This window comes from Pseudomonas sp. SR18, from assembly GCF_023701505.1.
Classification (GTDB): Bacteria; Pseudomonadota; Gammaproteobacteria; order Pseudomonadales; family Pseudomonadaceae; genus Aquipseudomonas; species Aquipseudomonas cyclaminis.
Map to the genome: position 1 here is coordinate 38,112 of NZ_JAMQAU010000006.1, position 24,610 is coordinate 62,721.

At 62.2% G+C, this 24,610-nt stretch carries 14 protein-coding genes; 4 read left to right on the forward strand and 10 right to left on the reverse strand.

The genetic code is table 11. The annotated features are described in order from the left end of the window. Nucleotides 1–19: 19 nt before the first annotated feature. The 3 genes from glgB to NDJ82_RS11210 all read right to left on the reverse strand — a co-directional run bounded on the left by glgB (nucleotide 20) and on the right by NDJ82_RS11210 (nucleotide 7,683). Nucleotides 20–2,257 (reverse strand): 1,4-alpha-glucan branching protein GlgB, encoded by a 2,238-nt coding sequence (gene glgB / locus NDJ82_RS11200; protein ID WP_250925464.1) that lies wholly within the window; start codon nucleotides 2,255–2,257, stop codon nucleotides 20–22. Then, the gene (treS, locus tag NDJ82_RS11205) at nucleotides 2,254–5,601 is read right to left on the reverse strand and encodes a maltose alpha-D-glucosyltransferase (protein WP_250925465.1); all 3,348 of its coding nucleotides are present in this window, start codon (nucleotides 5,599–5,601) and stop codon (nucleotides 2,254–2,256) included. Before treS ends, glgB begins: the two co-directional genes overlap by 4 nt. Before the next feature lie 93 nt (nucleotides 5,602–5,694). Continuing rightward, nucleotides 5,695–7,683, reverse strand: coding sequence for an alpha-1,4-glucan--maltose-1-phosphate maltosyltransferase (locus NDJ82_RS11210; protein WP_191947915.1), 1,989 nt, complete (start codon nucleotides 7,681–7,683; stop codon nucleotides 5,695–5,697). Nucleotides 7,684–7,887: 204 nt separating this feature from the next. Between NDJ82_RS11210 and NDJ82_RS11215 the strand changes: the two genes are divergently transcribed. Then, a complete protein-coding gene (locus NDJ82_RS11215) occupies nucleotides 7,888–8,064 on the forward strand; it encodes a hypothetical protein (RefSeq protein ID WP_250925466.1) in 177 nt (58 codons plus the stop codon). On the opposite strand, the gene NDJ82_RS11220 is transcribed toward NDJ82_RS11215, so the two are convergent. Next, a complete protein-coding gene (locus NDJ82_RS11220; RefSeq protein WP_112195102.1) occupies nucleotides 8,042–8,533 on the reverse strand; it encodes an MgtC/SapB family protein in 492 nt (163 codons plus the stop codon). The two genes, NDJ82_RS11215 and NDJ82_RS11220, sit on opposite strands and share 23 nt — an antisense overlap. A gap of 120 nt (nucleotides 8,534–8,653) precedes the next feature. Between NDJ82_RS11220 and NDJ82_RS11225 the strand changes: the two genes are divergently transcribed. The 3 genes from NDJ82_RS11225 (at nucleotide 8,654) to mapR (ending at nucleotide 11,933) form a co-directional block, all read left to right on the forward strand. Next, a complete protein-coding gene (locus NDJ82_RS11225) occupies nucleotides 8,654–8,893 on the forward strand; it encodes a DUF3203 family protein (RefSeq protein ID WP_250925467.1) in 240 nt (79 codons plus the stop codon). Between the two features lie 184 nt (nucleotides 8,894–9,077). Next, complete coding sequence (ccoG, locus tag NDJ82_RS11230; protein ID WP_250925468.1) at nucleotides 9,078–10,487, forward strand: cytochrome c oxidase accessory protein CcoG; 1,410 nt, start codon at nucleotides 9,078–9,080, stop codon at nucleotides 10,485–10,487. A 36-nt stretch (nucleotides 10,488–10,523) separates the two neighbouring features. Continuing rightward, on the forward strand, nucleotides 10,524–11,933 hold the full coding sequence (mapR, locus tag NDJ82_RS11235) for a GntR family transcriptional regulator MpaR (protein ID WP_250925469.1): 1,410 nt from the start codon (nucleotides 10,524–10,526) through the stop codon (nucleotides 11,931–11,933). Nucleotides 11,934–12,049: 116 nt separating this feature from the next. Here mapR and NDJ82_RS11240 read toward each other — a convergent pair whose 3' ends face one another. The 6 genes from NDJ82_RS11240 to NDJ82_RS11265 all read right to left on the reverse strand — a co-directional run bounded on the left by NDJ82_RS11240 (nucleotide 12,050) and on the right by NDJ82_RS11265 (nucleotide 24,476). After that, the gene (locus tag NDJ82_RS11240) at nucleotides 12,050–12,796 is read right to left on the reverse strand and encodes an SDR family oxidoreductase (protein ID WP_250925470.1); all 747 of its coding nucleotides are present in this window, start codon (nucleotides 12,794–12,796) and stop codon (nucleotides 12,050–12,052) included. Nucleotides 12,797–12,849: 53 nt separating this feature from the next. Next, nucleotides 12,850–14,946: a putative bifunctional diguanylate cyclase/phosphodiesterase gene (locus NDJ82_RS11245; RefSeq protein WP_099585178.1), complete on the reverse strand. Its 2,097-nt coding sequence runs from the start codon at nucleotides 14,944–14,946 to the stop codon at nucleotides 12,850–12,852. A gap of 563 nt (nucleotides 14,947–15,509) precedes the next feature. Continuing rightward, a complete protein-coding gene (locus NDJ82_RS11250) occupies nucleotides 15,510–16,979 on the reverse strand; it encodes an efflux transporter outer membrane subunit (RefSeq protein ID WP_284738589.1) in 1,470 nt (489 codons plus the stop codon). Continuing rightward, the gene (locus tag NDJ82_RS11255) at nucleotides 16,976–20,083 is read right to left on the reverse strand and encodes an efflux RND transporter permease subunit (protein ID WP_191959425.1); all 3,108 of its coding nucleotides are present in this window, start codon (nucleotides 20,081–20,083) and stop codon (nucleotides 16,976–16,978) included. The genes NDJ82_RS11250 and NDJ82_RS11255 overlap by 4 nt, the downstream gene beginning before the upstream one ends. After that, the gene (locus NDJ82_RS11260; RefSeq protein WP_250925471.1) at nucleotides 20,080–23,181 is read right to left on the reverse strand and encodes an MdtB/MuxB family multidrug efflux RND transporter permease subunit; all 3,102 of its coding nucleotides are present in this window, start codon (nucleotides 23,179–23,181) and stop codon (nucleotides 20,080–20,082) included. Before NDJ82_RS11260 ends, NDJ82_RS11255 begins: the two co-directional genes overlap by 4 nt. Then, a complete protein-coding gene (locus NDJ82_RS11265; RefSeq protein WP_158878994.1) occupies nucleotides 23,178–24,476 on the reverse strand; it encodes an MdtA/MuxA family multidrug efflux RND transporter periplasmic adaptor subunit in 1,299 nt (432 codons plus the stop codon). The genes NDJ82_RS11260 and NDJ82_RS11265 overlap by 4 nt, the downstream gene beginning before the upstream one ends. Nucleotides 24,477–24,610: the final 134 nt, after the last annotated feature.

The following is a 24,610-nucleotide window of genomic DNA, read 5'->3' on the forward strand; positions in this document are numbered from 1 at the left end:
ATCCCGCACAGCAGAGCGGTCAAGCCCCTTCAGGCCGCAGAATCAGCACGCCCAACGGCGGTAAATTCAGCGACAGTGACACCGGTTGACCATGGCGCGGCTCATCCTGAGTAAAGACTTCGCCGCCGTTGCCGAAATTGGAACCGGCATACATGTCCGCATCACTGTTGATCACTTCGCTCCAGCGTCCGGCAAACGGCACGCCGACGGCATAGGCCTCGCGGGGCACCGGGGTGAAGTTAGCCACCACCAGGACGGGCTTACCGTCCTTGCTCCAGCGCAGCCAGGCGTAGACGCTGTTGATCGCGTCATCGCCAATCAGCCATTGGAAGCCTTGTGGCGCATCGTCCTGTTCGTGCAGGGCTGGCTCTTCGCGGTACAGACGGTTCAAGTCACCGACCAGCTTCTGCACGCCTTTGTGCTCTGCGTACTGCAAGAGGTACCAGTCCAGTTGCTGGTCGTGGTTCCACTCGCGCCACTGGCCGAACTCGCAGCCCATGAACAACAGTTTCTTGCCGGGATGCATCCACATGAACGCCAGGTAGGCACGCAGGTTGGCAAACTTCTGCCAGCGGTCGCCGGGCATCTTGTCGATCAACGAATGCTTGCCGTGTACCACTTCATCATGGGAAATCGGCAGGATGAAACGCTCGGACCAGGCATACACCAGGCCGAAGCTCAGCTCGTTGTGGTGATGGGCGCGGTAGACCGGGTCTTGCTGGATGTAATGCAGCGAGTCGTGCATCCAGCCCATGTTCCATTTGTAGTTGAACCCCAGGCCGCCCTGTTGGGTGGGCTGGCTTACGCCGGGCCAGGCGGTGGATTCCTCGGCGATCACCAGGGCGCCGGGGGCCTCCAGGGCTACCACGTCATTGAGGTGGCGCAGAAAGTCGATGGCTTCCAGGTTCTCGCGGCCGCCGTGGCGGTTGGGCACCCACTCGCCGGCCTTGCGCGAATAGTCGCGGTACAGCATCGACGCCACCGCATCCACACGCAGGCCGTCGATATGGAAATGCTTGAGCCAGTGCAGGGCCGAGGCCAGCATAAAGCCGTGCACCTCGGTGCGGCCCAGGTTGTAGATCAGCGTGTCCCAATCCTGGTGGAAGCCTTCCAGCGGGTTGGCATATTCATACAGCGCGGTGCCGTCGAACTGGGCGAGGCCGTGGGTATCGGTGGGGAAATGCGCCGGTACCCAGTCCAGAATCACGCCGATATCGGCCTGGTGCAAGGCGTTGACGAAATAGGCGAAATCTTCCGGCGAACCAAAGCGCGCAGTCGGGGCGAACTGCGACAAGGCCTGATAACCCCAGGAGCCGCCAAACGGGTGCTCCATGATTGGCATCAATTCGATATGGGTGAAACCCAATTGCTGCACGTACGGGACCAGGCGTTCCGCCAGTTCACGCCAGCCATATTGGCGGGCGACTTCGCCGGCTTCGTCCAGCTCGCATTGCCAGGAACCGACGTGCAGCTCGTAGATCGACAGCGGCGCGGTGGGTTTCTGCTTCTCGCTGCGCGACTGCATCCATGCATGGTCTTGCCAGTCCACCTGCAACGGCGGCGCAACTTTCGACGCCGTGTCCGGCGGCAGTTGGGTGGCCAGTGCCATGGGGTCGGCTTTGAGCGGCAAGATTCCGTTGGCGCCGAGGATCTCGTACTTGTAGGCAGCGCCCGGTTGCAGACGTGGGATAAACAACTCCCACACGCCCGAAGGATGGCGCAGGCGCATCGGATGACGGCGCCCGTCCCAGATATTGAAGTCGCCCACCACCGACACCCGCCGCGCATTCGGCGCCCATACGGCAAAGCGCACGCCCTGCACGCCGTCGACGCTGGTCACCTGGGCGCCCAGGCAGCTGCTGAGGTCGCGGTGGTTGCCTTCGGCAAACAGGTACAGGTCCATTTCCCCCAGCAATAATTGGCTGAAACTGTAAGGGTCTTCGGTGATCTGTTCACCGCCGGCCCATTGGATTTTCAGCAGGTAGGGCTGGCGTGTGATGAAGTGCCCGACAAACAGGCCCGGCACCTGGGTCGCGTCCAGGCTGCCGATGGGCTCGCCGCTGTCTTTCGCCAACACCTGGACGCTCAGGGCTTCGGGCAGGAATGCGCGGATAAATTGCCCGCCCTGCTCGTCATCGTGCGGCCCGAGGATCGAGAACGGGTCGTGGTGCTCGGCGCGCACCAGCGCATCGACGTCCTTGGACGCCGGCATGGCAGTCAACTTGGGCTGCAGCGGTTCTTTATGCGTGTAATTCATGACGTCTCCCCACCGCGTGCAGTGTCAGATAGAGGTATTAGCCCGCTGAGCAGCCCGTGCAGCCCTTGCAGGGGCACCGGTAGCCAGGTCGGGCGGTTTTCCGCTTCGTAAGCCACTTCGTACGCGGCCTTTTCCAGGCTGAACAATGTCAGCGCGGCGTCCTGGCCTTTGGCATCCTGCCAGTCATGCGCCAGTGTAGACGTAGCTGCCTGATAAGCCTGGATAAATGCCTCGCGTGCTTCATTCAGGTAGCGTTCGGTCACACGCCGGCGGGCCTGATCGGCTTGCGGCGAGTGATCCGCCCCTTGCACATTCAGGGCCATGGCCGCTGCGTAATCAAACGAGCGCAGCACACCGCTCACATCTTTATACGGGCTGTGCTTGCCACGCCGCTCATGCAGCGGCCTGGCTGGCTCGCCTTCAAAGTCGATCAGGTAGGCATCGCCCTTCACCACCAGCACCTGGCCCAGGTGCAAATCACCGTGGACCCGAATGCGCAGACCGCCCAACGTGGCTTTCGCCAACGCCTGGACCTGGGCGCCGATGGCTTTTTTCTGCGCCAGCAAGTCACTGACCAACGCCTGATCCGCAGGGTTCAATTGGGTTTGATGCAGCTTGAGTAACTGCAACGCACGTTCGATCTGCGCGCCGACGTCCTTGGCCCAGGCCTGGGTGTCCTTGGCGGTAGTGACCTCGGGCTTGAAGTCCTTGTTGGTGGTCTTCGCGCCCAGCACCAGGTGCATTTCCCCCAGGCGCTGGCCGAGTAGCCCGGCAAAGTCCGCCAATTCGCCCAAGGCGTTGTAGTGCTGGTCCTGTTCGGAGATGGCCTGCGCCAGTTCGTCGCGAATGGCGCGTTCCAGGTTGTTCTGGGTCCAGCTCCAGGCGTCGCCCTGATTGCTCAGGTAACCCTGGGCGATCATCAGCAGGTTGTCCTGGCCGTCGGCGTCGCGGCGAATCATCGAGCCCAGCAGCGGCGAGATGTTCGGGTAATCGGCGGCGGTCAGGTAGGCGCTCATTTCCAGCTCCGGGTGCACACCGGCGCTGACTTTGCGGATCAGCTTGAGCACCAGGCACTCGCCCACCACCACCGAACTGTTGGACTGCTCGGCCGACAAATAGCGCACCTGGGCGTCATCGGTCAGTTGCAACGGCGCCAGATGGGGCGTGGCTTCAAAGCGCAGGTCGCCTTCGCTGGAGCTCAGCACCGTACCGGCCTGCAGGCCCTGGATCACGGCGCGGATAAAGTGCTCCAGGCTGAAGGCATCCGTGACCAATCCTACCTGCCGCGTACGCCGCACACGGGCCAGGGCCAATTGCTGCGGCAAGGCACTGGTGAACTGGTCTTCGCTCAGAAAACCGAACGGCAGTTGATAGCGACTGACCTGGCCGCCGCTGGTAACGTCAATTTCACTGAGCAACACCGGATGCTCCGGGTCGCCAAACCGCACGCCGTAAGCGATGTGCACGTTGTCGATAGCGGTGTCCTTGCCCGCGAACCAGCGCCGCTTGGGCAGCCAGGCAGGCAAGGAAGTCTGCTCCAGGGTGGTGCGGCAAGGGTCTTCGAGCAATTCTTCCATGCGTTTTTTAAGTACCAGAGTAGTGAAGTCGGGGATGCTTTGAGCCGGTTCCACATGCCAGCTGGGCATCTGGTTCTGCGCCGCCAATCCAAACCAATAGAAGCCATAGGGCGCCAGGGTCAGCAGGAAATTCAACTGGCCGATGGGCGGGAACGCGTTGCCGCCGAGCATCTCCACCGGCACCATCCCGGCGAAGGCCGACAGGTCCAGTTCGGCGGCCTGGGCACTGCGGGACACGTTGGCCACGCACAGGATGATTTCCGTGCGGCCGTCTTCCCCGGTGTATTCACGGGTGTAGGCCAGGATTCTGCGATTGCTCGGCGAAAGCATTTTCAGACTGCCCCGGCCAAACGCCTTGGATTGCTTGCGCACCGCCAACATGCGTCGGTTCCAGTTGAGCAGTGAGTGCGGGTCTTGGGTCTGGGTTTCGACGTTGACCGACTGGTAGCCGTACAGCGGGTCCATGATCGGCGGCAGCACCAGGCTGGCCGGGTCGGCGCGGGAGAAGCCGCCGTTGCGGTCGATGGACCACTGCATCGGCGTGCGCACACCGTCGCGGTCGCCGAGGTAGATGTTATCGCCCATGCCGATTTCGTCGCCGTAATACAGGGTCGGCGTGCCGGGCATCGACAGCAGCAGGCTGTTGAGCAGTTCCACGCGGCGGCGATCTCGTTCCAGCAGCGGTGCCAGGCGTCGGCGAATGCCCAGGTTGATGCGCGCGCGACGGTCAGCGGCGTAGTAGTTCCACAGGTAGTCGCGCTCTTTGTCGGTGACCATTTCCAGGGTCAGCTCATCGTGATTGCGCAGGAAGATCGCCCACTGGCAGTTGGCGGGGATTTCCGGGGTCTGGCGCAAGATATCGGTGATCGGAAAGCGGTCTTCCTGGGCCAGCGCCATGTACATGCGCGGCATCAGCGGGAAGTGGAAAGCCATGTGGCATTCGTCGCCGTCGTCGCCCTTCTTGTCACCAAAGTACAGCTGGGTGTCTTCGGGCCACTGGTTGGCTTCGGCCAGCAACATGCGGTCCGGGTAATGGGCGTCGATTTCGGCGCGGATCTGCTTGAGCACATCGTGGGTTTCGGCAAGGTTCTCGTTATTGGTGCCGTCGCGCTCGATCAGGTACGGGATGGCGTCCAGGCGCAGGCCGTCAATGCCCATGTCCAGCCAGTAACGCATCACCGACAGCACGGCCTTCATCACTTGCGGGTTGTCGAAGTTGAGGTCCGGCTGGTGGGAGTAGAAACGGTGCCAGAAGTACTGGCCGGCGACCGGGTCCCAGGTCCAGTTGGACTTCTCGGTGTCGAGGAAGATGATGCGCGTGCCGTCGTATTTCTGGTCGTCATCGGACCACACATAAAAATCTCGCGCCGCCGAACCGGGCTTGGCCTTGCGGGCGCGCTGGAACCACGGGTGCTGGTCGGACGTATGGTTGATCACCAGCTCGGTGATCACCCGCAACCCACGTTTGTGGGCCTCGGCGATAAAGCGCCTGGCGTCGGCCAGGGTGCCGTAGTCACTGTGCACGCCACGGTACTCGGCGATGTCGTAGCCGTCATCGCGCCGTGGCGAGGGGTAGAACGGCAGCAGCCAGATGGTGTTCACGCCGAGGTCGGCAATGTAGTCGAGCTTGGCGATCAGCCCGGGAAAGTCACCGATGCCGTCATTGTTGGAGTCGAAGAAGGACTTGACGTGAACCTGGTAGATCACCGCGTCCTTGTACCAGAGCGGGTCCTTGATGAAGCTGGCAGCCTTGGGTTTCTTCGCCATTGGAAACTCCTGGAATACTCAAATTCTTTCAAACTGAACTCGGTCAATGTGGGAGGGGGCAAGCGCCCTCCCACATGTTGATCTTCACTAGGCTCAGGAGGTGGTGATGCGCCAGATCCCGAACGGCATCTGCGGCTCAAGGCGCGTCCACTGGGTCTTGCCATACCAGGTCCAGCGATGGCCGTTCATCAAGTCCTCACCTTGGGTTTGCGCGTCATCGGGCAGGCCCAGCTCCCACAACGGCAATTCGAAATGCGCTTCCTGGGCATTGAACGGGTCGAGGTTGATGGCGACCAGGATGAAGTTGTCGCCCTCCTCACTGCGTTTGCCGAAGTACAGGATGTTGTCGTTCCATGCGGTGTAGAGCTTCAACCCCAGGTGTGTCTGCAACGCAGGGTTTTGCCGGCGGATGCGGTTGAGCTGGGCGATCTCGGCGATGATGTTGCCGGGGGCGGTGAAGTCGCGGACACGGATCTCGTACTTCTCGGAGTCCAGGTATTCCTCTTTGCCCGGCACCGGCGCGGCTTCGCACAGTTCAAAGCCCGAATACATGCCCCACAGGCCCGAGCCCATGGTCGCCAGCGCGGCGCGGATCAGAAAGCCAGCGCGGCCGGACTCATGCAGGAAGCCTGGGTTGATGTCCGGGGTGTTGACGAAGAAGTTCGGCCGGTAGCACTCGCGCCACGGCGACTGGTTCAACTGGGTGAAGTACTCGCTCAACTCGGCCTTGGTATTGCGCCAGGTGAAATAGGTGTAGCTCTGGGAATAACCGACCTTGCCCAGCCGCGCCATCATCGCCGGCGTGGTGAAGGCCTCGGCGAGAAAAATCACCTCGGGGTGCTTTGAGCGCACATCGCTGATCAGCCATTGCCAGAACGGCAGCGGCTTGGTGTGGGGGTTGTCGACGCGAAAGGTCTTCACGCCCTCTTCCACCCAGCCCACCACGATGTCGCGCAACTCGGTCCAGAGACCCGGAATCGCATCCGCCGCATAGAAGTCGACGTTGACAATGTCCTGGTACTTTTTCGGCGGGTTTTCAGCGTATTTGATCGTCCCGTCGGGGCGCCAGTTGAACCAGCCCGGATGCTGCTTGAGCCACGGGTGGTCCTGGGAGCACTGGATGGCAAAGTCCAGGGCAATTTCCAGCCCGTGGTCGGCGGCCGCCTGGACCAGGCGGCGAAAGTCGTCGCGACTGCCCAGTTGCGGGTGAATGGCCTCGTGACCGCCCTCCTCGCTGCCAATGGCGTACGGGCTGCCCGGATCATCGGGGCCGGCGGTCAGCGAGTTGTTCTTGCCCTTGCGGTGGCTGCGGCCGATGGGGTGGATCGGCGGGAAGTACAGCACGTCGAACCCCATGTCATGGATCATCGGCAGCCGTGCGTGCACATCGTTGAAGGTGCCGTGACGCGCTGGATCGTCGGTGATCGAGCGCGGAAACAGTTCGTACCAACTGGCGAACTGCGCCGCCTCACGCTCCACGTCGATCGGGTAAACGGTGCTGATGCTCAAATAGGCGCGGTGATCAGCCTGGGTCATCAGGTGTGCACTGTCTTCGTGCAGGAACAGCGCGACCTGTTCGGTTTCCAGCAGGCCGGAGAGTTCGTGGTGCAGCAACATCAGACGGTCGCGCAGTTCGTTGTCACTGCGTTCGGCGGCCTGCAGCACCAGGCTGCGGCCTTCCTGCAACTCCAGGCTGACCGGCACGCCGGCTTCGTGCTTCTTGCGCAGCTCGTAGCAGAAGCTGGCGAAGGTATCGATCCAGGCTTCAATGCAGTATTCGTGAGGGCCTTGGGTGGTGACGGTAAACGCGCCCTCCCAGCCATTGTTACCCACGTCGGTCATCACCACGCTGTGCCAGCTTTCGTCCTGCAACGGCCGCCAGCGGATCAGGACAGCGAGCTTGTCGTGGCCGTCGGCGAATACCTTGCTGGTCACGTTGACCCGCTGGCCCACGACGGCCTTGACGGCGAATTCACCGCCATCAATTACCGGCATGGTGCTTTCGATCGCGATCCTGGGCAGCAACAGCGCCTGGGACAGCGGCAGTGAGCAATTATCTGGAACCTGAGTGTCAGCAGTCATCGAGCATCTTCCCCTTACGCCCTGTGGACGCTCTTTGCTTGATCCGAATTCTGAAACGGCAGTGCTCTCCCTGAGCAAGGCCGTCATAGGTCCGAGCCTGAGCCTTGGTCAAAAGTTCAGGTGGATGTGCCGCCACTGAGCGGGGAATCAAATCCCCCAGGCGGTTGTCCACCGGTAGAGCAAAGCACAAAGGAGGCCACACCGATGAATATCCCGATCCCGGCTGAAACCCCTGACCCGAATATCGACAACCCGACCCTGCCGCCCACTGAATCGGAACCGATTCCCGAAAAAGAGCCCCCGGAAAATCTGCCACCCCCCGTGGAAGAGCCGCCGACAACCATGCCCCCGGTGATCGTCAGTCCTTCTCGAAGCGCTTGACGATTTTTGGCATGACGCGGAACACCGCCAACGCCAACAACGTACTCAGGACCGCTGTCGATTCCCGGCCCAACCCGGTCGAGACCCCAATCGCAGCGGTCATCCACAGGCCGGCGGCGGTGGTCAGGCCTTTGACATGCCCCTCTTCATCATCCTTGCCTTTAATGATGGTGCCGGCGCCGAGAAAGCCGATCCCTGCGATCACGCCTTGCACCACGCGGCTCATGGCGTCCGCCTGATTGCCCGACATCTGCGGCACCATCACAAACAGCGCGGCGCCCAAGGCCACCAGCATATGGGTGCGTATCCCGGCCGCCTTGCCCTTGCTCTCGCGTTCAAAGCCCAAGATGCCGCCCAGCAAGGCGGCGATCAGCAGGCGCACGGTGACCTGGGTCAGTTGCCTGGCATCGCCGATATCGGCGAATTCGGCCTGCAGGGTTTGCCACACTTCATGCCACCAAGCGTCCATGAAAGCTGTCCTTCAAAGAAGTCGATAATTCATGGACAGCGCCTACCGCCAGTCAGTTGCCTTGAACCCTGCCTCGCCACTCTCCCCTAAGGTGCATAGCCGATGAAAAAGGAGTCCAACATGACGCTGCGTATTGAAAACCACCTGTGCTATTTCAAGCTCGACGCCAGTGGCCAGGAGCAAAGCGTGCCTGCCACCCGCGTGAAGATAGTGACGGACGATGACAAGTCCATGTCCTACGTAGAACTCGCGGGCGAGCGCATCTACATCACCGAAACCGAAGCAGACGCCCTGACGGTCGAAGGCGCGACGGACGGGCGTAACCATGTGAAGGCCACCGAACCTGGTTCGCTGATTTGATTGATCCGTGTCATCACCGCTGGAATCAACCTGCACCCCAGGCGCGCCGGGGTGCAGCAGATTGTCGCAGGGCCCGGCCCGCAGGCCATCTGATCCGCTTTTTATCGCTTTAGCTGAGTCTGTTATGCAAACAGCCGCCGGCCCATAGTTCATCCGCCTGATGGAGGCTGATGAGCGAATGACCATGAGCGAACGCATCCCAACCGTGGAAACCTTTGAACCCATTCACCCCAAGAAGGTGAAGGCCAAATCCAGCGACACCCTGATTCATACCCGCAGCTTCACCGGCCTGTTCCGTACCTTGCGCGTGGCGGGTGCGGGCTTTCTGTTCCTGGCGTTTTTCGGCACCGTATGGCTGAACTGGGGCGGGCGCCAGGCCGTGCTGTGGGATCTGGCGGAGAGCAAATTCCATATTTTTGGCGCGACCTTCTGGCCCCAGGATTTCATCCTGCTGTCAGCGCTGCTGATCATCTGCGCCTTCGGCCTGTTTGCGGTCACGGTGTTCGCCGGCCGTGTGTGGTGTGGCTACACCTGCCCGCAAAGCTCGTTCACCTGGTTGTTCATGTGGTGCGAAAAGGTCACCGAGGGCGAACGCAACCAACGCATCAAGCTGCAAGCGGCGCCCTGGAGCCTGAACAAACTGGCGCGGCGTTCGGCCAAGCACACCTTGTGGCTGGGTATCAGCGTGCTGACCGGGCTGACCTTTGTCGGCTACTTCACGCCTGTCCGCCCGTTGGCCGAGGAACTGCTGACCCTGGAAATAGGCGGCGTGAGCCTGTTCTGGGTGCTGTTTTTCACCGCGGCCACCTACCTCAATGCCGGCTGGCTGCGCGAGGCGGTGTGCATGCACATGTGTCCGTACGCGCGATTCCAGAGCGTGATGTTCGATAAAGACACCCTGACCATTTCCTACGACAGCGCCCGTGGCGAAAGCCGGGGCCCGCGCAAACGCGAGGTCAGGCCGGCCGATGTCGGCCTGGGTGATTGCATTGACTGCCACCTGTGCGTACAGGTCTGCCCCACTGGCATCGACATCCGCGACGGCCTGCAAATGGAGTGCATCGGCTGCGCGGCGTGCATCGATGCCTGCGATTCGATCATGGACAAGATGGGTTATGCCCGTGGCCTGGTCAGCTACACCAGCGAACATCAACTGCAAGGCGGCAAGACCCATCTGCTCCGGCCCCGCCTGATCGGCTACAGTGCGGTGCTGCTGGTGATGATTGCCGCGCTGGTGGTAGCCCTGGTGGAACGGCCGATGGTGTCGTTGGACGTGACCAAGGACCGTGGCCTGTTCCGCGAGAACGCCGTGGGCCAGATCGAAAACATCTACAGCCTCAAGGTCATCAACAAAACCCAGCAGCGCCAGGATTACCGGGTGGAACTGATCGACGCCGACGGTTTCCAGCTGCACGGCAAGACCGAGGTCAGCCTGGCGCCGGGGGAAATCATTGATGTGCCGGTGTCGGTGGCGTTGCTCGCGGATAAACCGGCGAGCAGTTCGCAGACGTTGCGCTTCAAGGTCATGGATGTGGATGAACCGGGCATTTACAGCGTGGCCGACAGCCGGTTTGTGGCGCCGCTCAACCGCTGATACCTCGGTATCAAAAAACACTTGTTTAAGGCCAACATGAAACGCTACGAAAAATTCGCCGAAGACATTGCCGAACTGATCCGCTCCGGCGTCCTCGGGCCCGGCCAGCGCGTGCCGTCGGTGCGCTACGCCAGCCAGACCTACGGCGTCAGCCCGTCCACGGTGTTCCAGGCCTATTACCTGCTGGAGCGCCGTGGCCTGATCCGCGCGCGGCCGCGTTCCGGGTACTTCGTCAACACCCATGCGCCGAGCCCGTTCTCCGAGCCGGTGGTGAGCGAACAGGTGCACGAGTCCACCGAGGTGGATGTCAGCGAGTTGGTGTTCTCGGTACTCGACTCGATCAAAGACCCCAACACCGTGCCCTTCGGCTCGGCGTTCCCCAGCCCGATGCTGTTCCCGCTGCCGCGCCTGGCCCGCTCCCTGGCCAGCGCCAGCCGTGAGATGGACCCGCGCCTGGTCGTCACGGACATGTCGCCGGGCAACCCCCAACTGCGTCGGCAAATCGCCCTGCGCTACATGGTCGGCGGGCTGATGCTGCCGATGGAAGAACTGCTGATCACCAACGGCGCCCTGGAAGCGCTGAACCTGTGCCTGCAAGCCGTCACCGAACCCGGCGATCTGGTAGCCATTGAAGCCCCGGCGTTCTATGCCTGCCTGCAAGTGCTCGAACGCCTGAAGCTCAAGGCGGTGGAGATCCCCGTGCACCCGCGCGACGGCATCGACCTCAACGCCCTGGCGCAAGCCCTGGAGCGCTACCCGATCAAGGCCTGCTGGACCATGACCAGTTTCCAGAACCCCATGGGCGCAACCCTGCCGGAAGCCAAGAAACAGGCGCTGGTGGAGTTGTTGCGCAGCCATCAGGTGCCGCTGATCGAAGACGATGTCTACGCCGAACTGTATTACGGCCAACAGGCCCCCAAGCCGGCCAAAGCCTTCGACACCGAAGGCATGGTGATGCACTGCGGTTCCTTCGCAAAGAGCCTGGCGCCCGGCTATCGCGTGGGCTGGGTGGCCGCTGGGCGCTATGCGCAGAAAGTCGAACGCCTGAAGCTGATGACCTCGCTGTGCCCGTCAATGCCGGCCCAGGCGGCGATTGCCGATTACCTGCAACATGGCGGCTACGACCGGCACCTGCGCAAATTGCGCTATGCCCTGGAAGAGCAGCAAAGCGCCATGCTCGCCGCCATTGCCCGGTATTTCCCCGCACAGACCCGCGTCAGCCAGCCGGCCGGGGGGTATTTCCTGTGGTTGGAATTGCCGGAACAGACGGATTCACTGAAGTTGTTCCAGATGGCCTTGGCCCAAGGCATCAGCATTGCACCGGGGCCGATCTTCTCGGCGACCCAGCGCTTTCGCAATTGCATTCGGCTGAACTACGGCAGCCCGTGGACCGAGGCGTCGGAGAAGGCGATGGAGACGTTGGGGCGGATTGTGCGGTCGTTTTGAGGGCTGGGTGGCGTTGACATCATCGGGGGCAAGCCCCCTCCCACACTGAGGGTATTCACACATCTGAATGTGGGAGGGGGCTTGCCCCCGATGGCGCCCGAACAGACGCTACCGACTCACCGCCCGCCGCCCAGATCCACAAACGTCCCGGTGGCATACGAGGCCTTATCCGACAACAACCAGATAATCGCTTCCGCCACTTCATCCGGTCGGCCGCCACGCGCCATGGGAATGCCGGACTCCAGCTTGCTGACCCGGTCCGGGTCGCCGCTCAGGGCATGGAAGTCGGTGAAGATATAGCCGGGGCGCACGGCGTTGACGCGTATCCCCTCGCCCGCCACCTCTTTGGACAGGCCGATGGTGAAGGTATCGAGCGCGCCCTTGGAGGCGGCGTAGTCCACGTACTCATTCGGCGAGCCCAAGCGCGCGGCCACTGACGAAACGTTGACGATGCTGCCGCCCTGCCCGCCGTGCTTGGGCGACATGCGCAGCACCGCATGCTTGGCGCACAGAATCGGCCCCAGCACGTTGGTTTTCATGATGTTGAGGATACGGAATTCGGACATTTCATCGACCCGTGACTTATGTGCCACGGTGCCCGCGTTGTTGACCAGGGCGGTCACGCGGCCCAATTCGGCGTCGACGCGGTGGAACAAGGCGATCACTTCATCTTCGATGCTGACATCCGCCCGCACAGCAATCGCCTGGGCACCCAGGCCACGCACCTGTTCCAGAACGCCGAGGGCGGCTGCTTCGTCGCAGCGGTAGTTGATGCAAACGCGATAGCCTTCACGCGCTGCCAGCAATGCCGTTTCGGCGCCTATGCCACGACTGCCCCCGGTGATGATGACAACTTTGTCCATGCGTGCGGTCTCCTGGTCCAACCTGGTGATAGGGTTGGATCCAATACTAACCGTCACGCACGGTTTTTGTCAGGCGCCAATACGTCCTCGGCCCGTTGGATATTCGCCATGAAACCATCGGCCGGCAGCGGATGCCCCAGCAGGTAACCTTGCAGGGAGTTGCAACCCAGCCGCGTCAGGAAGTTCTGCTGCGCATCGGTTTCCACACCTTCGGCGACAATGCGCAATCCCAAGGCTTGGCCGAGGGCAACGATGGCCGAAACAATGGCCGCGTCGTCGCTGTCGTGCTCCAGGTCGCGCACAAAACCGCGGTCGATCTTCAACTCGTTGGCTGGCAGGCGCTTGAGGTACATCAGGCTGGAATAACCGGTGCCGAAGTCATCGATGGACAGGTCGACGCCCATGTCCGAGAGCTGCTGCAACACCGTCATGCTCGCGTCGGCATCGCTCATGGCGGTGGTCTCGGTGATTTCCAGGGTCAGGCTGTTGGCCGGCAACTGATGCCGATCCAGAGCGTTGGCCACGCTCTTGACCAGCCCCGCATGGCAGAACTGCAGCGCCGACAGGTTCACGGCGATGCGCCAATCCTCATAACCCTGGGCATACCACACGCTCATCTGGCGACAGGCTTCATTGAGCACCCATTCGCCGATGGGAATGATCAAGCCGGTCTTTTCCGCCAGTTCGATAAAGGTCACAGGCAACAACAGGCCCTGCTGCGGATGTTCCCAACGCACCAGCGCTTCGGCGCCCACGGGGATGCCACTGACCGCATCGAACTTGGGCTGGTAGTACAGGCGAAACTGCTCTTGCTCAAGGGCATTGCGCAGGTCCTGCAACAACTGCAATTGCTTGCGCGCATTGGTGTTCATCGACACATCGAAAAAACTGTAGCCGTTCTTGCCCATGCCCTTGGCGTGGTACATCGCGGCGTCGGCGTTCATCAACAGTTCCTGGGGGTTGCCACCGTTGCCGGGGAACAATGCGATACCGACACTGGCCGAGATTTTCAGCTCGTGCTCGGCCACATGGAATGCGCGGTTGATCAGCCCGACCTGGCGCTCGGCCAAGCGCAGGGCATCGTCCGGCTGGCTCAATTGCACCAGCAGCACAAACTCATCACCACCGATGCGCGCCAGGGTGTCATGGCTGCGCAAGTCCTCGCGCAGGCGCAGGCCGACTTCGCGCAACAATTGGTCGCCCATGTGATGGCCAAAGGCATCGTTGACCGGTTTGAAGCCATCCAGGTCGATAAACATCAAGGCGAAGCAACCGCCCTGCTCTTTGACCGCCTGCATGGCTTGTTGAATCCGGTCGGCCAGCAAGGTGCGATTGGGCAGGCCGGTGAGCATGTCATGCAGGGCCAGGTGAGTCAGTTCCTGGTTGGCCAGGCTGAGGGAATCGGCGAGCACTGCGGTGCGGGCTTCCAGGCGTGCGTCGAGCAGCGACGTCAGCAACGCAATGGCGAGCACCGCCAGGGTGGTGACCAGCACCAGGTTATCCAGGCCGTTGCCGGTCAAGCCGTCCAACGCAGCGGCGCAGTAGCTTTCATCGGCAAAGCGTGCAGCCGCCATGCCGGTGTAATGCATACCGACGATGGCAAAGCCCATCACCACCGCTGCGCCGCCCCGTGCCAGACGCACGTACGGCGTGTTACGGCGCAGGTTGAACGCAATCAACAACGCCGCACCGGACGCCACCACGGCGATCAGCAGCGACAGGCCAAACAACGTGGGGTCGTAGTCGATGCCTGGGGTCATGCGCATCGCCGCCATGCCGGTGTAGTGCATGCTGGCAATGCCGGTGCCCATGACCAACGCACCCAACACCAGCTGCCACGCCGGTAAACGCGCCTGGCTGACCAGCCATAACGCAAAGCCACAGGACAGCATCGCGATCAGCAACGACAGCGCGGTAATACCGATGTCAAAACCCAGCGCAAACGGCAGCCGCAGGGCCAACATGCCGATGAAGTGCATGGACCAGACGCCCACGCCCATCGCCAACGCACCGCCGGCCATCCACAAATAAACGCCACGGCCCCTGGCGGTCGCGATGCGGCCGGTCAGGTCCAGCGCGGTATAGGACGCCAGGATCGCGACGAACAGGGAGATCACGACGAGGGGGGTGGAATAACTACCGATGAGCATGGGATTTCTCGCGGGCAACGGTCTTGAAACGTCCGTACCAAGTGGCAAAGCGCGCGATTGTAGCGAGAATAAATCTTGAACAGGTGATTAATTAGCAGAGGGCCATCACCTTTAATTTGGCGTCAAAGGACTGGCTTTTAAACGGCTAAAAACGGGCGGGTTGGCAGGGGTGGGCTTGATCAAAAGCATGCTGAGACCTATCTGATTTATGGAGATAAAAATGTGGGAGGGGGCTTGCCCCCGATGGCAGTGGATCAGTCATGGATGTAGGGACTGACACACCGCTATCGGGGCATGGGCATCTACACAACTCTTAAAGGCTGACACATAACCCTGTGGTGAGCGGGCTTGTCCCGCGCTGGGCTGCGAAGCAGCCCCAAAACGTTCACCTCGATTGATTCTGGCACTCTGCGGTGACCCTATTGGGGCTGCTGCGCAGCCCAGCGCGGGACAAGCCCGCTCACCACAACAGCCCATTTGCCATAGATTCAGCATCCACTGGAAGTTGTGTAGATACCTATGGCTATCGGGGGCAAGCCCCCTCCCACATTTGGAGCACGATGCTAGTCCTTGGCATCAATCGCGGTCTTGCCATCCCAACCACCGCCCAGCGCCGCGATCAACTGCACACTGGCTACCAGGCGCGTTTGCAGCAAGGTCAATACGGTACGCTCGTTACTCAGGGCAGTCGCTTGTACGGTGACCACATCCAGATAGGCAATCAGCCCCGCCTTGTACTGGTTCTGCGTCAGGCGCAGCGACTCGCGTGCCGCGTCCAGCGCTTCATTGCTGACCACCGCCTCGTCTTCCAGCACTTTGAGCTGGACCATGTAGTTTTCCACTTCGCGGAAGCCATCCAGCACCGTCTGGCGGTACTTGGCCACGGTTTCGTCGTAGCTGGCCACAGTACGGTCGACCTCAGCCGAGCGCTGGCCGCCATCGAACAACGTCATCGCCAGTTTCGGCCCCACCGACCAGAAGCGGTTCGGCAGACTGATCCAGTCGGCGTAGGTGCTGCTGGAGTAGCCGCCGGCCAGGCTCAGGCTCAGGTCCGGGTAGTACGCCGCCTTGGCCACGCCGATATTGGCGTTGGCGGCGATCACCGAGCGTTCGGCCGAGGCGATGTCCGGGCGGCGCTCCAACAGTTGCGACGGCAGGCTCACGGGAATCTGCGGCAATGCTGGAATGTCCTTGCTCACGGCGAGGTTGAAGTTGGCCGGGGCTTCGCCGATCAATACGGCGATGGCGTTTTCCAGTTGCGCACGCTGCCAGATCAGGTCGATCAGGCTGGCCTGGGTGCTCTTGAGCTGGGTTTGCGCCTGGGCCACCGCGTCCTTGCCGGAGACACCGGCGCGGTACTGGTTTTCGGTCATTTGCAGGGAACGCTGGTAGGTGTCCAGCGTGGCTTGCAGCAGACGGGTCTGCTCGTCCATGACCCGCAGTTGCAGGTAGCTTTGCACCAGTTCGGACTGTTGGCTCAGGCGCATCGCCGCCAAGTCTGCCGAGCTGGCTTCGGCGCTGGCCTCGTTGGCCTCCAGGCCTCGTCGCAGTTTGCCCCAGATGTCGGCTTCCCAGCTCACCCCGAGCTGGGCATTGAGGGTGTCGCGGATACCGCTGCTGGAACTGCTGAGGCTGGCGCTGCTGCTGCCGGTGCCCTGGCTGGCGCGGGTTTTACCGGCGCTCAGGTCGACCGTCGGGTAAAACGCCCCGCGTGAGCTGCGCACCAACGCCTGGGCCTGGCGAAAACGTGCCTCGGCCTGGGCCACGGTCTGGTTGGCCGTATTGAGGCGCACCACCAGGTCGTTGAGCTGACGGTCGCCGTACAACTCCCACCAGGCGCCACGGGCCAGGGAATCACTCGGCGTGGCCTGGCGCCAGCCCTGGGCTTCCTTGAATTGCGCCGGTTCGATGACATCCGGGCGTTTGTAATCCGGGCCGATGGCACAGGCGCTGAGCAATGCACCGCAAAGCACCAGGCTCGCGACGCGGGAACCGCGGGTCATGGCCAATTTGGCAAAGGTTGAATCGGTCATAGCGCAGTGTCCAGGGCAGCATCGGTACGCACGCCGCGCCATTTGTTGAAACGATGGCGCGCGCGGTCGAGATAAAGGTAAACCACCGGAGTGGTGTAAAGGGTCAGGATCTGGCTGAAGACCAGGCCACCAATGATGGTCAGGCCCAGGGGGCGGCGCATTTCCGCGCCGTCGCCCATGCCGAGCAGCAAGGGCAAGGCACCGAGAATCGCCGCCAACGTGGTCATCAGGATCGGCCGCAACCGCAGCAGGCAGGCGCTGCGAATTGATTCAAGGGGGCCCATCCCATTATTGCGCTCCAGTTGCAGTGCCAGGTCGATCATCAGGATCGCATTCTTCTTCACCACGCCGATCAACAGGAACAGGCCCAGCAATGAGATCAGGCTGAACTCGCCCCCCGTCAGGTAGATGGCGAGCAACGCGCCGACACCGGCCGAAGGCAGTGTCGAGAGGATTGTCAGCGGGTGAATGTAGCTTTCGTACAGAATGCCCAACACCAGGTACACCGCCACCAGCGCGCCGAGGATCATGAACGGCTGGCCCTTCTGCGTCGCCGCAAAGGCATCGGCGGTGCCGGCCATCTTGGCGATCACATCTTCGGGCAAACCGACCTTGGCAATCGCCCGTTCGATAGCCGCTGTGCCCTGCTCCACCGTCACCCCTTCGGCCATGTCGAAGGCGATGTTTTCCGAGGCGAACTGGCCTTCGTGACTCACACGGTCATCCGCCAGGCTGTTCTCGTAATGGGCAATGGTCGACAACGGCACGCGCGCGCCATCGGCGGTGATGACCTGCATCTGGTTCAGGGTGATCGGGTCCTGGGCGTATTTGGGGTTGACCTCCATCACCACCTGATACTGGTTGAGACTGTCGTAGATCGTGGAAATCTGCCGCTGGCTGTAGGCGTTGTTCAACACCCCGGTGACCATGTCCATGTCGATGCCCAGGCGCTTGGCCTGGTCACGGTCGACAATCAGCGTGACCTGGGCCGCGCCGCGACCTTCACGGGCGTCGATGGCGGTGAGTTCCGGCAGCCCGCGCAACGCGGTGACGACTTTCGGGTACCACAGGCGCAGTGCGGCCAGATCACCGCTTTGCAGGATGTAGGAATACTGCGCACTGGTCTGGTCGCGACCGCCGCCAAATTGCAGGTCCTGGTCGGCCATCAGGAACAGGCGCCCACCCGGCACCAGCGGCACGTCCTTGCGCAGGCGCTCGATCACCGCCTGGGCGGACACTTTACGCTCGCTGATAGGCTTGAGGCGTACCAGCATCACCGCGTTGTTGGTGCCGTTGTTGCCGCCAATAAAGCCGGCCACGCTGAGCACCGCCGGATCCTTGAGCACGGCCTGGCGGAAGATCTCCATCTTCGGCTGCATCACACTGAACGACAGGCCATCATCGCCGCGCACAAAGCCGATCAACTGGCCGGTGTCCTGCTGGGGCATGAAAGTTTTCGGCACGACCACGTACAGCGCAATGTTCACGCCCACGGTGATCAACAGGCTGAGCAAGGTCAGGCGCCGATGGCGCAGCACCCAGTCCAGGCTCGTGGCGTAGCCGGCGACCATGCGGTCGTTGATCTTCTGGCTCCAGCGCTGCAAGCCGGTCATCCGGCCTTTGACATGGGGCTTGAGCCAGCGGGCGCAGAGCATCGGGGTCAGGCTCAGGGACACCACCAGCGAGACAATGATCGCCGCCGACAAGGTGATGGAAAACTCACGGAACAGGCTGGTAACGATCCCGCCCATGAACAGGATGGAGAGAAACACCGCCACCAGCGACACGTTCATCGACAGCAAGGTAAAGCCGACTTCCTCGGCGCCCAGGTACGCCGCCTTCATGGGCGGCACGCCATCGTCGATATGCCGGGAAATGTTCTCCAGCACCACGATGGCGTCGTCTACCACCAGGCCGGTGGCCAGGATCAACGCCATCAGCGAGAAGTTGTTCAGCGAAAACCCGTACAGGTACATCACCGCAAAGGTGCCCACCAGCGACACCGGCACCGCCAGGGTCGGGATCAGCGAGGCGCGGAAGTTACCGAGGAACAGGTACACCACCAGAATCACCAGCCCGACGGCAATCAGCAGGGTCATCTCGGCTTCGTGCAAGGTGGCGGTGATCACCGGCGAGCGGTCCATGGCCAGGCTGAGCTTGACGCTGGACGGCAGCACGGCCTGCAACGCCGGCAGTTGCGCCTTGATCTGGCGGACGGTCTCGATGATGTTCGCGCCGGACTGGCGGTTGATCACCAACAGCACCGCCGGCTCATTGTTGAAGAAGCCGCTGTTGTAGCGGTCTTCAACGCCGTCGGTGATTTTCGCCACATCCGACAGGCGCAGGGCCGCGCCGTTCTGGTAGCGAATCAGCAGCGGTTCGTAGTCCTTGGCTTTTTCCAGTTGGTCGTTGGCCTGGATCTGCCAGTTGCGCTCGCTGTCTTCCAGGGAACCCTTGGGCCGGCGCTGGTTGGCGTTGGCGATGGTATTGCGCACATCGTCCAGGGCCACGCCGTACTGGTCGAGGGCCTTGGGTTCCAGCTCGATGCGCACCGCCGGCAGTGAACTGCCGCCGATCTGCACTTCGCCCACGCCCGGCACCTGGGACAGGCTTTGGGACAGGATGGTCGAGGCCAGGTCGTAGAGCTGGCCCTTTTGCAACACGTCCGAGGTCAGCGACAGCACCATGATCGGCGCCTGGGACGGGTTGATCTTCTTGTAGGTGGGCATGCTGCGCATGCCGCTGGGCAAGAGGTTGCGCGAGGCGTTGATCGCCGCCTGCACTTCCCGCGCCGCGCCGTTGATATCACGGTCGGAGTCGAACGCCAGGATCACCCGGGTTGAGCCCTGGCTCGACGAACTGCTCATGGTGGTGATGCCGGCAATCGCACCAAAGGAGCGCTCCAACGGTGTGGCCACGGTCGAGGCCATCACCTCAGGGCTGGCCCCCGGCAGGCTTGCCGAAACCACGATCACCGGGAAGTCGATCTGCGGCAGCGGCGACACCGGCAACAGGTTGAAACTCACCCCGCCCAGCAACATGATCGCCAGGCTCAGCAGCAGGGTCGCTACCGGCCGGCGGATGAAAGGTCCGGACAGGTTCATGGCTCGACCGGCTCCAGGCGTTGCGGCTCTTTGCGCCAGCGGCGCCCCAGGCGATCGAAGTACAAGTAGATCACCGGCGTGGTGAACAGCGTCAACACCTGGCTCACCAGCAGGCCGCCGACCATCACCAGGCCCAGCGGCTGGCGCAATTCCGCGCCGGAGCCGGTGGCCAGCATCAGCGGCACCGCACCGAACAACGCCGCGAGGGTGGTCATCAGGATCGGCCGGAAACGCAACAGCGCGGCCTGGTAAATCGCGGTCTGCGGGTCAAGGCCCTGGTTGCGTTCGGCGTCGAGGGCGAAGTCGATCATCATGATCGCGTTCTTCTTGACGATACCGATCAGCAAGATGATGCCGATGATCGCGATCATGCCCAGGTCATTGCCACTGAGCAGCAAGGCCAGCAAGGCGCCCACCGCGGCCGACGGCAAGGTCGACAGGATGGTGATCGGGTGGATATAGCTCTCGTAGAGCACGCCGAGCACGATATACATGGTCACCACCGCCGCCAGGATCAGCAGCAAGGTACTCGACAGCGAGGCTTCGAACGCCTGGGCCGCGCCCTGGAACTGGGTCTGCACGCCCACCGGCATGCCGATGTCCTTCTGGGTCTGGTTGATCAGCTCCACGCCCTTGCCCAGCGCTACGCCGGGGGCCAGGTTGAACGACATCATTACCGCCGGGAACTGGCCGATATGGGCGATGGCCAACTGCGCCTGACGCTGCTCGACACGGGCCAGGCTCGACAGTCGCACCTGGCCGCCATCGGTGGTTTTCACATGGATCTGGTTCAGCGCATCCGGGCCGAGGGTTTCGCCGGACTGGGCCTGCAACACCACGCGGTACTGGCTGGCCTGGGTGTAGATCGTGGAAATCTGGCGCTGGCCGAAGGCGTCGTACAGCGCGTCGGTGATGGTCGACACACTGACGCCCAGGCGCGAGGCCGCATCACGGTCGATCACCAGGTACACCTGCAAGCCTTTGTCCTGCAGGTCGCTGGCAACGTCGGTGAGTTGCGGCAACTGGCCAAGGGCGTGCACCAGCTTGTCACTCCACAGCGCCAGCAGCTCGGAATCCGGCGAGGACATGCTGAACTGGTACTGGGTGCGGCTCACGCGGTCTTCGATGGTCAGATCCTGCACCGGCTGCATAAACAGGCGGATACCCACCAACTTGTCGATTTCCGGTTGCAGCCGGGCGATGACCTGGGCTGCGCTCAAGTCGCGCTGGCCGTGGGCCTTGAGGTTGATCAGCAGGCGGCCGCTGTTGAGGGTGGCGTTATCGCCATCCACACCGATGTAGGACGACAGGCTTTCCACCGCCGGATCCGCCAGGATGATCTTGGCCAGTGCCTGCTGGCGCTGGCTCATCGCAGCAAATGAAATCGACTGCGGCGCCTCGGAAATGCCCTGGATCACCCCGGTGTCCTGCACCGGAAAGAAGCCTTTGGGCACCACCAGGTACAGCACCACGGTGAGGCCCAGGGTGGCGATGGCCACCAGCAGGGTCAACGGCTGGTGCTTGAGGACCCACTGCAACTTGCGGCCATAGGCTTCGATCATCCAGTCGATCCAGGCGCCGCTGGCCTTGTAGAAACGGCCCTGCTCTGCTTCCTTGGGCTCACGCTTGAGCAACCGCGCGCACATCATCGGCGTGAGGGTCAGCGACACCACCAGGGAAATCAGGATCGCCACTGCCAGGGTGATGGCAAATTCACGGAACAGGCGCCCCACCACGTCGGCCATGAACAGCAACGGGATCAGCACCGCGATCAGCGACAGGGTCAGGGAAATCAGGGTGAAGCCAATCTGTTTGGCGCCCTTGAGGGCGGCGGCCATTGGGGTTTCGCCTTCCTCGATGTAACGGGAGATGTTCTCCAGCATCACGATGGCATCGTCCACCACAAAGCCGGTAGCAATGGTCAAGGCCATCAGCGTCAGGTTATTGATCGAGAACCCGGCCAGGTACATCACGCCAAAGGTGCCCACCAGGGACAACGGCACGGCGATGGACGGAATAATTGTCGCGCTGACCCGGCGCAGGAACAGGAAGGTCACCATCACCACCAGGGCGATGGCGATCAGCAATTCGTGCTGTACGTCCTTGACCGAGGCGCGGATGGTCTGGGTGCGGTCGGTGAGTACAGTAACGTCGAGGCCGGCCGGCAGGTTGTCGGTGATGCTCGGCAGCAGCGCCTTGATGCGGTCTACCACCTCGATGACGTTGGCGCCCGGCTGGCGCTGGATGTTCAGCAGCACCGCCTGGTTTTCATTGGCCCAGGCGGCCAGACGCTCGTTTTCGGCGCCATCGACGATTTGCGCGACGTCTTTAAGGCGCAACGGCGCGCCATTGTTGTAGGCCAGGATCAGTTCGGCGTATTGCTGGGGCGAGACCAACTGATCATTGGCATCCAGCATCGACACCCGCGTCGGCCCGTCGAAGTTACCCTTGGGCTGGTTGACGTTGGACGCGGCGATCAAGGTGCGCACATCCGACAGGTTCAAGCCGTTGGCCGCCAGGGCCTCGGGGTTGACCTTGATGCGCACGGCCTGGCGCTGGCCGCCGGCGATGCTGACCATGCCGACGCCGCTGATCTGCGCGATTTTCTGCGCCATGCGCGTGTCGACCAGGTCATTGAGCTTGGGCAGCAGCATGGTCTTGGAGCTGATGGCCAGGGTCAGCACCGGGGTATCTGCCGGGTTGACCTTGTTGTACACCGGCGGTGCCGGCAAATCCTTGGGCAGCAGGTTGGTGGCGGCGTTGATCGCGGCCTGCACCTGTTGCTCGGCGACGTCCATATTGATGTCGAGGTTGAAACGCAGGGTCAGTACCGACGCGCCGCCAGAGCTGGTGGACGCCATCTGGGTCAGGCCGGGCATCTGCCCGAACTGGCGCTCAAGGGGCGCAGTCACCGCGCTGGTCATCACGTCGGGGCTGGCGCCGGGGTACAGGGTCATCACCCGGATGGTCGGGTAATCCACCTGGGGCAAGGCCGAAACCGGCAGCAAGCGGTACGCGATGATGCCGGCCAGGACGATGGCCAGCATACTCAGCGTGGTGGCGACCGGGCGAAGGATAAACAGCCGCGACAGGTTCATGCGCCGACCTTTTGCGCCTTGCCGGCGTCAGCGCCGGTCTCCCCTTTCGCCGCGGGTTTGCCTTGCAGGTGTTCAGTCGGCGTGGTCGGGACTTCGGTGCTGTCGTTGACCACTTCGATTTCGCTGCCTTCCTTGAGGCGGTCGGTGCCTTCGAGCACCACACGGTCACCGGCGACCAGGCCTTCCTTGATCACGGTGTTTTCACCGTCGGTATCGCCGACTACCAGGGGCTGAACCTTGACCTTCTTATCGCCATCGAGCTTGTAGACGAAGGTGCCGCTGTTGCCGAACTGGATCGCCGCAGACGGCGCCAGCACCACGTTGTGCAGGGTGTCGGCCAGCAGGTGCACGTTGACGAACTGGTTGGGGAACAGCGCCTTGTCCTTGTTATCGAAACGCGCCTTGAATTTCAGGGTGCCGGTGGTGACGTCGATCTGGTTGTCCAGGCTCTGCAACACGCCGATGGCCTGCTGTTTGACGTCGCCACGGTCCCAGGCTTCCACCGGTAGCTTGTTGCCGGCGTGATAACGGGCGAGCACGGTTTCCAGGGTATTTTCCGGCAGGGTGAAGGCCACGCTGATCGGCTGGGTCTGGGTGATCACGGCCAGGGCGGTGGTGTCGTTGGCGGCCACCAGGTTGCCAACGTCGAGCTGGCGCAAGCCGACGCGACCGGCGATCGGGGCACGGATCCTGGTGAATTCAAGGTTGAGCTTGGCGTCGTCGACCGCGCCCTGGTTGGTCTTGACCGTGCCCTGGTATTGCAAAACCAGCGCTTCGGCGGTGTCCAGGGTCTGCTTGGCGATACTGTCCTGGGCGTACAGGCCACGATAACGCTCCACATCGACCTGGGCATTTTTCAGCTGGGCCTGGTTCTGCATCAGCGTGCCCTGGGCCTGGAGCAAGGCGTTTTGATAGCTGCGCGGGTCAATCTCGGCCAGCAGATCACCGGCCTTGACCATCTGCCCTTCTTCAAAGGCAATCTTCACCAGCTCTCCGCCCACCCGGCTGCGTACATTAATGGTGTTGAGCGCGGTGACGGTGCCCAAGGCCTTGTAGTACACCGGAAACTCTCCCAGCACCGCCGGCGCCACACGCACTGGCACCGGGCCGGTGGAACCGCCGAAGCCGGGGCGCGCCATGCCGGTTTTGCCGGTGTGCCCGGCCGGGGCGTCTTTTTGGGCCGCGCCGCCGGGCCAGAATTTCCAGCACAGACCGGCGATAACCAGCAGCACGAGCAGGCCGAACAGCCAACGACGGGAGTTGCGGGGGGAGGATTGCATGGAGTGATCAACCATTGGGCGCGAGAGCTTCTTCTTTGGGAGGCTGAAAGATAAGCACTGGGGCGCATTAAGAAAAGCGCCTTTACCGGCTATTTACCTTGGGCTTACAACTTTTAACGTCTGGGCTTAGTCCGTCGGCTATTTCCCTA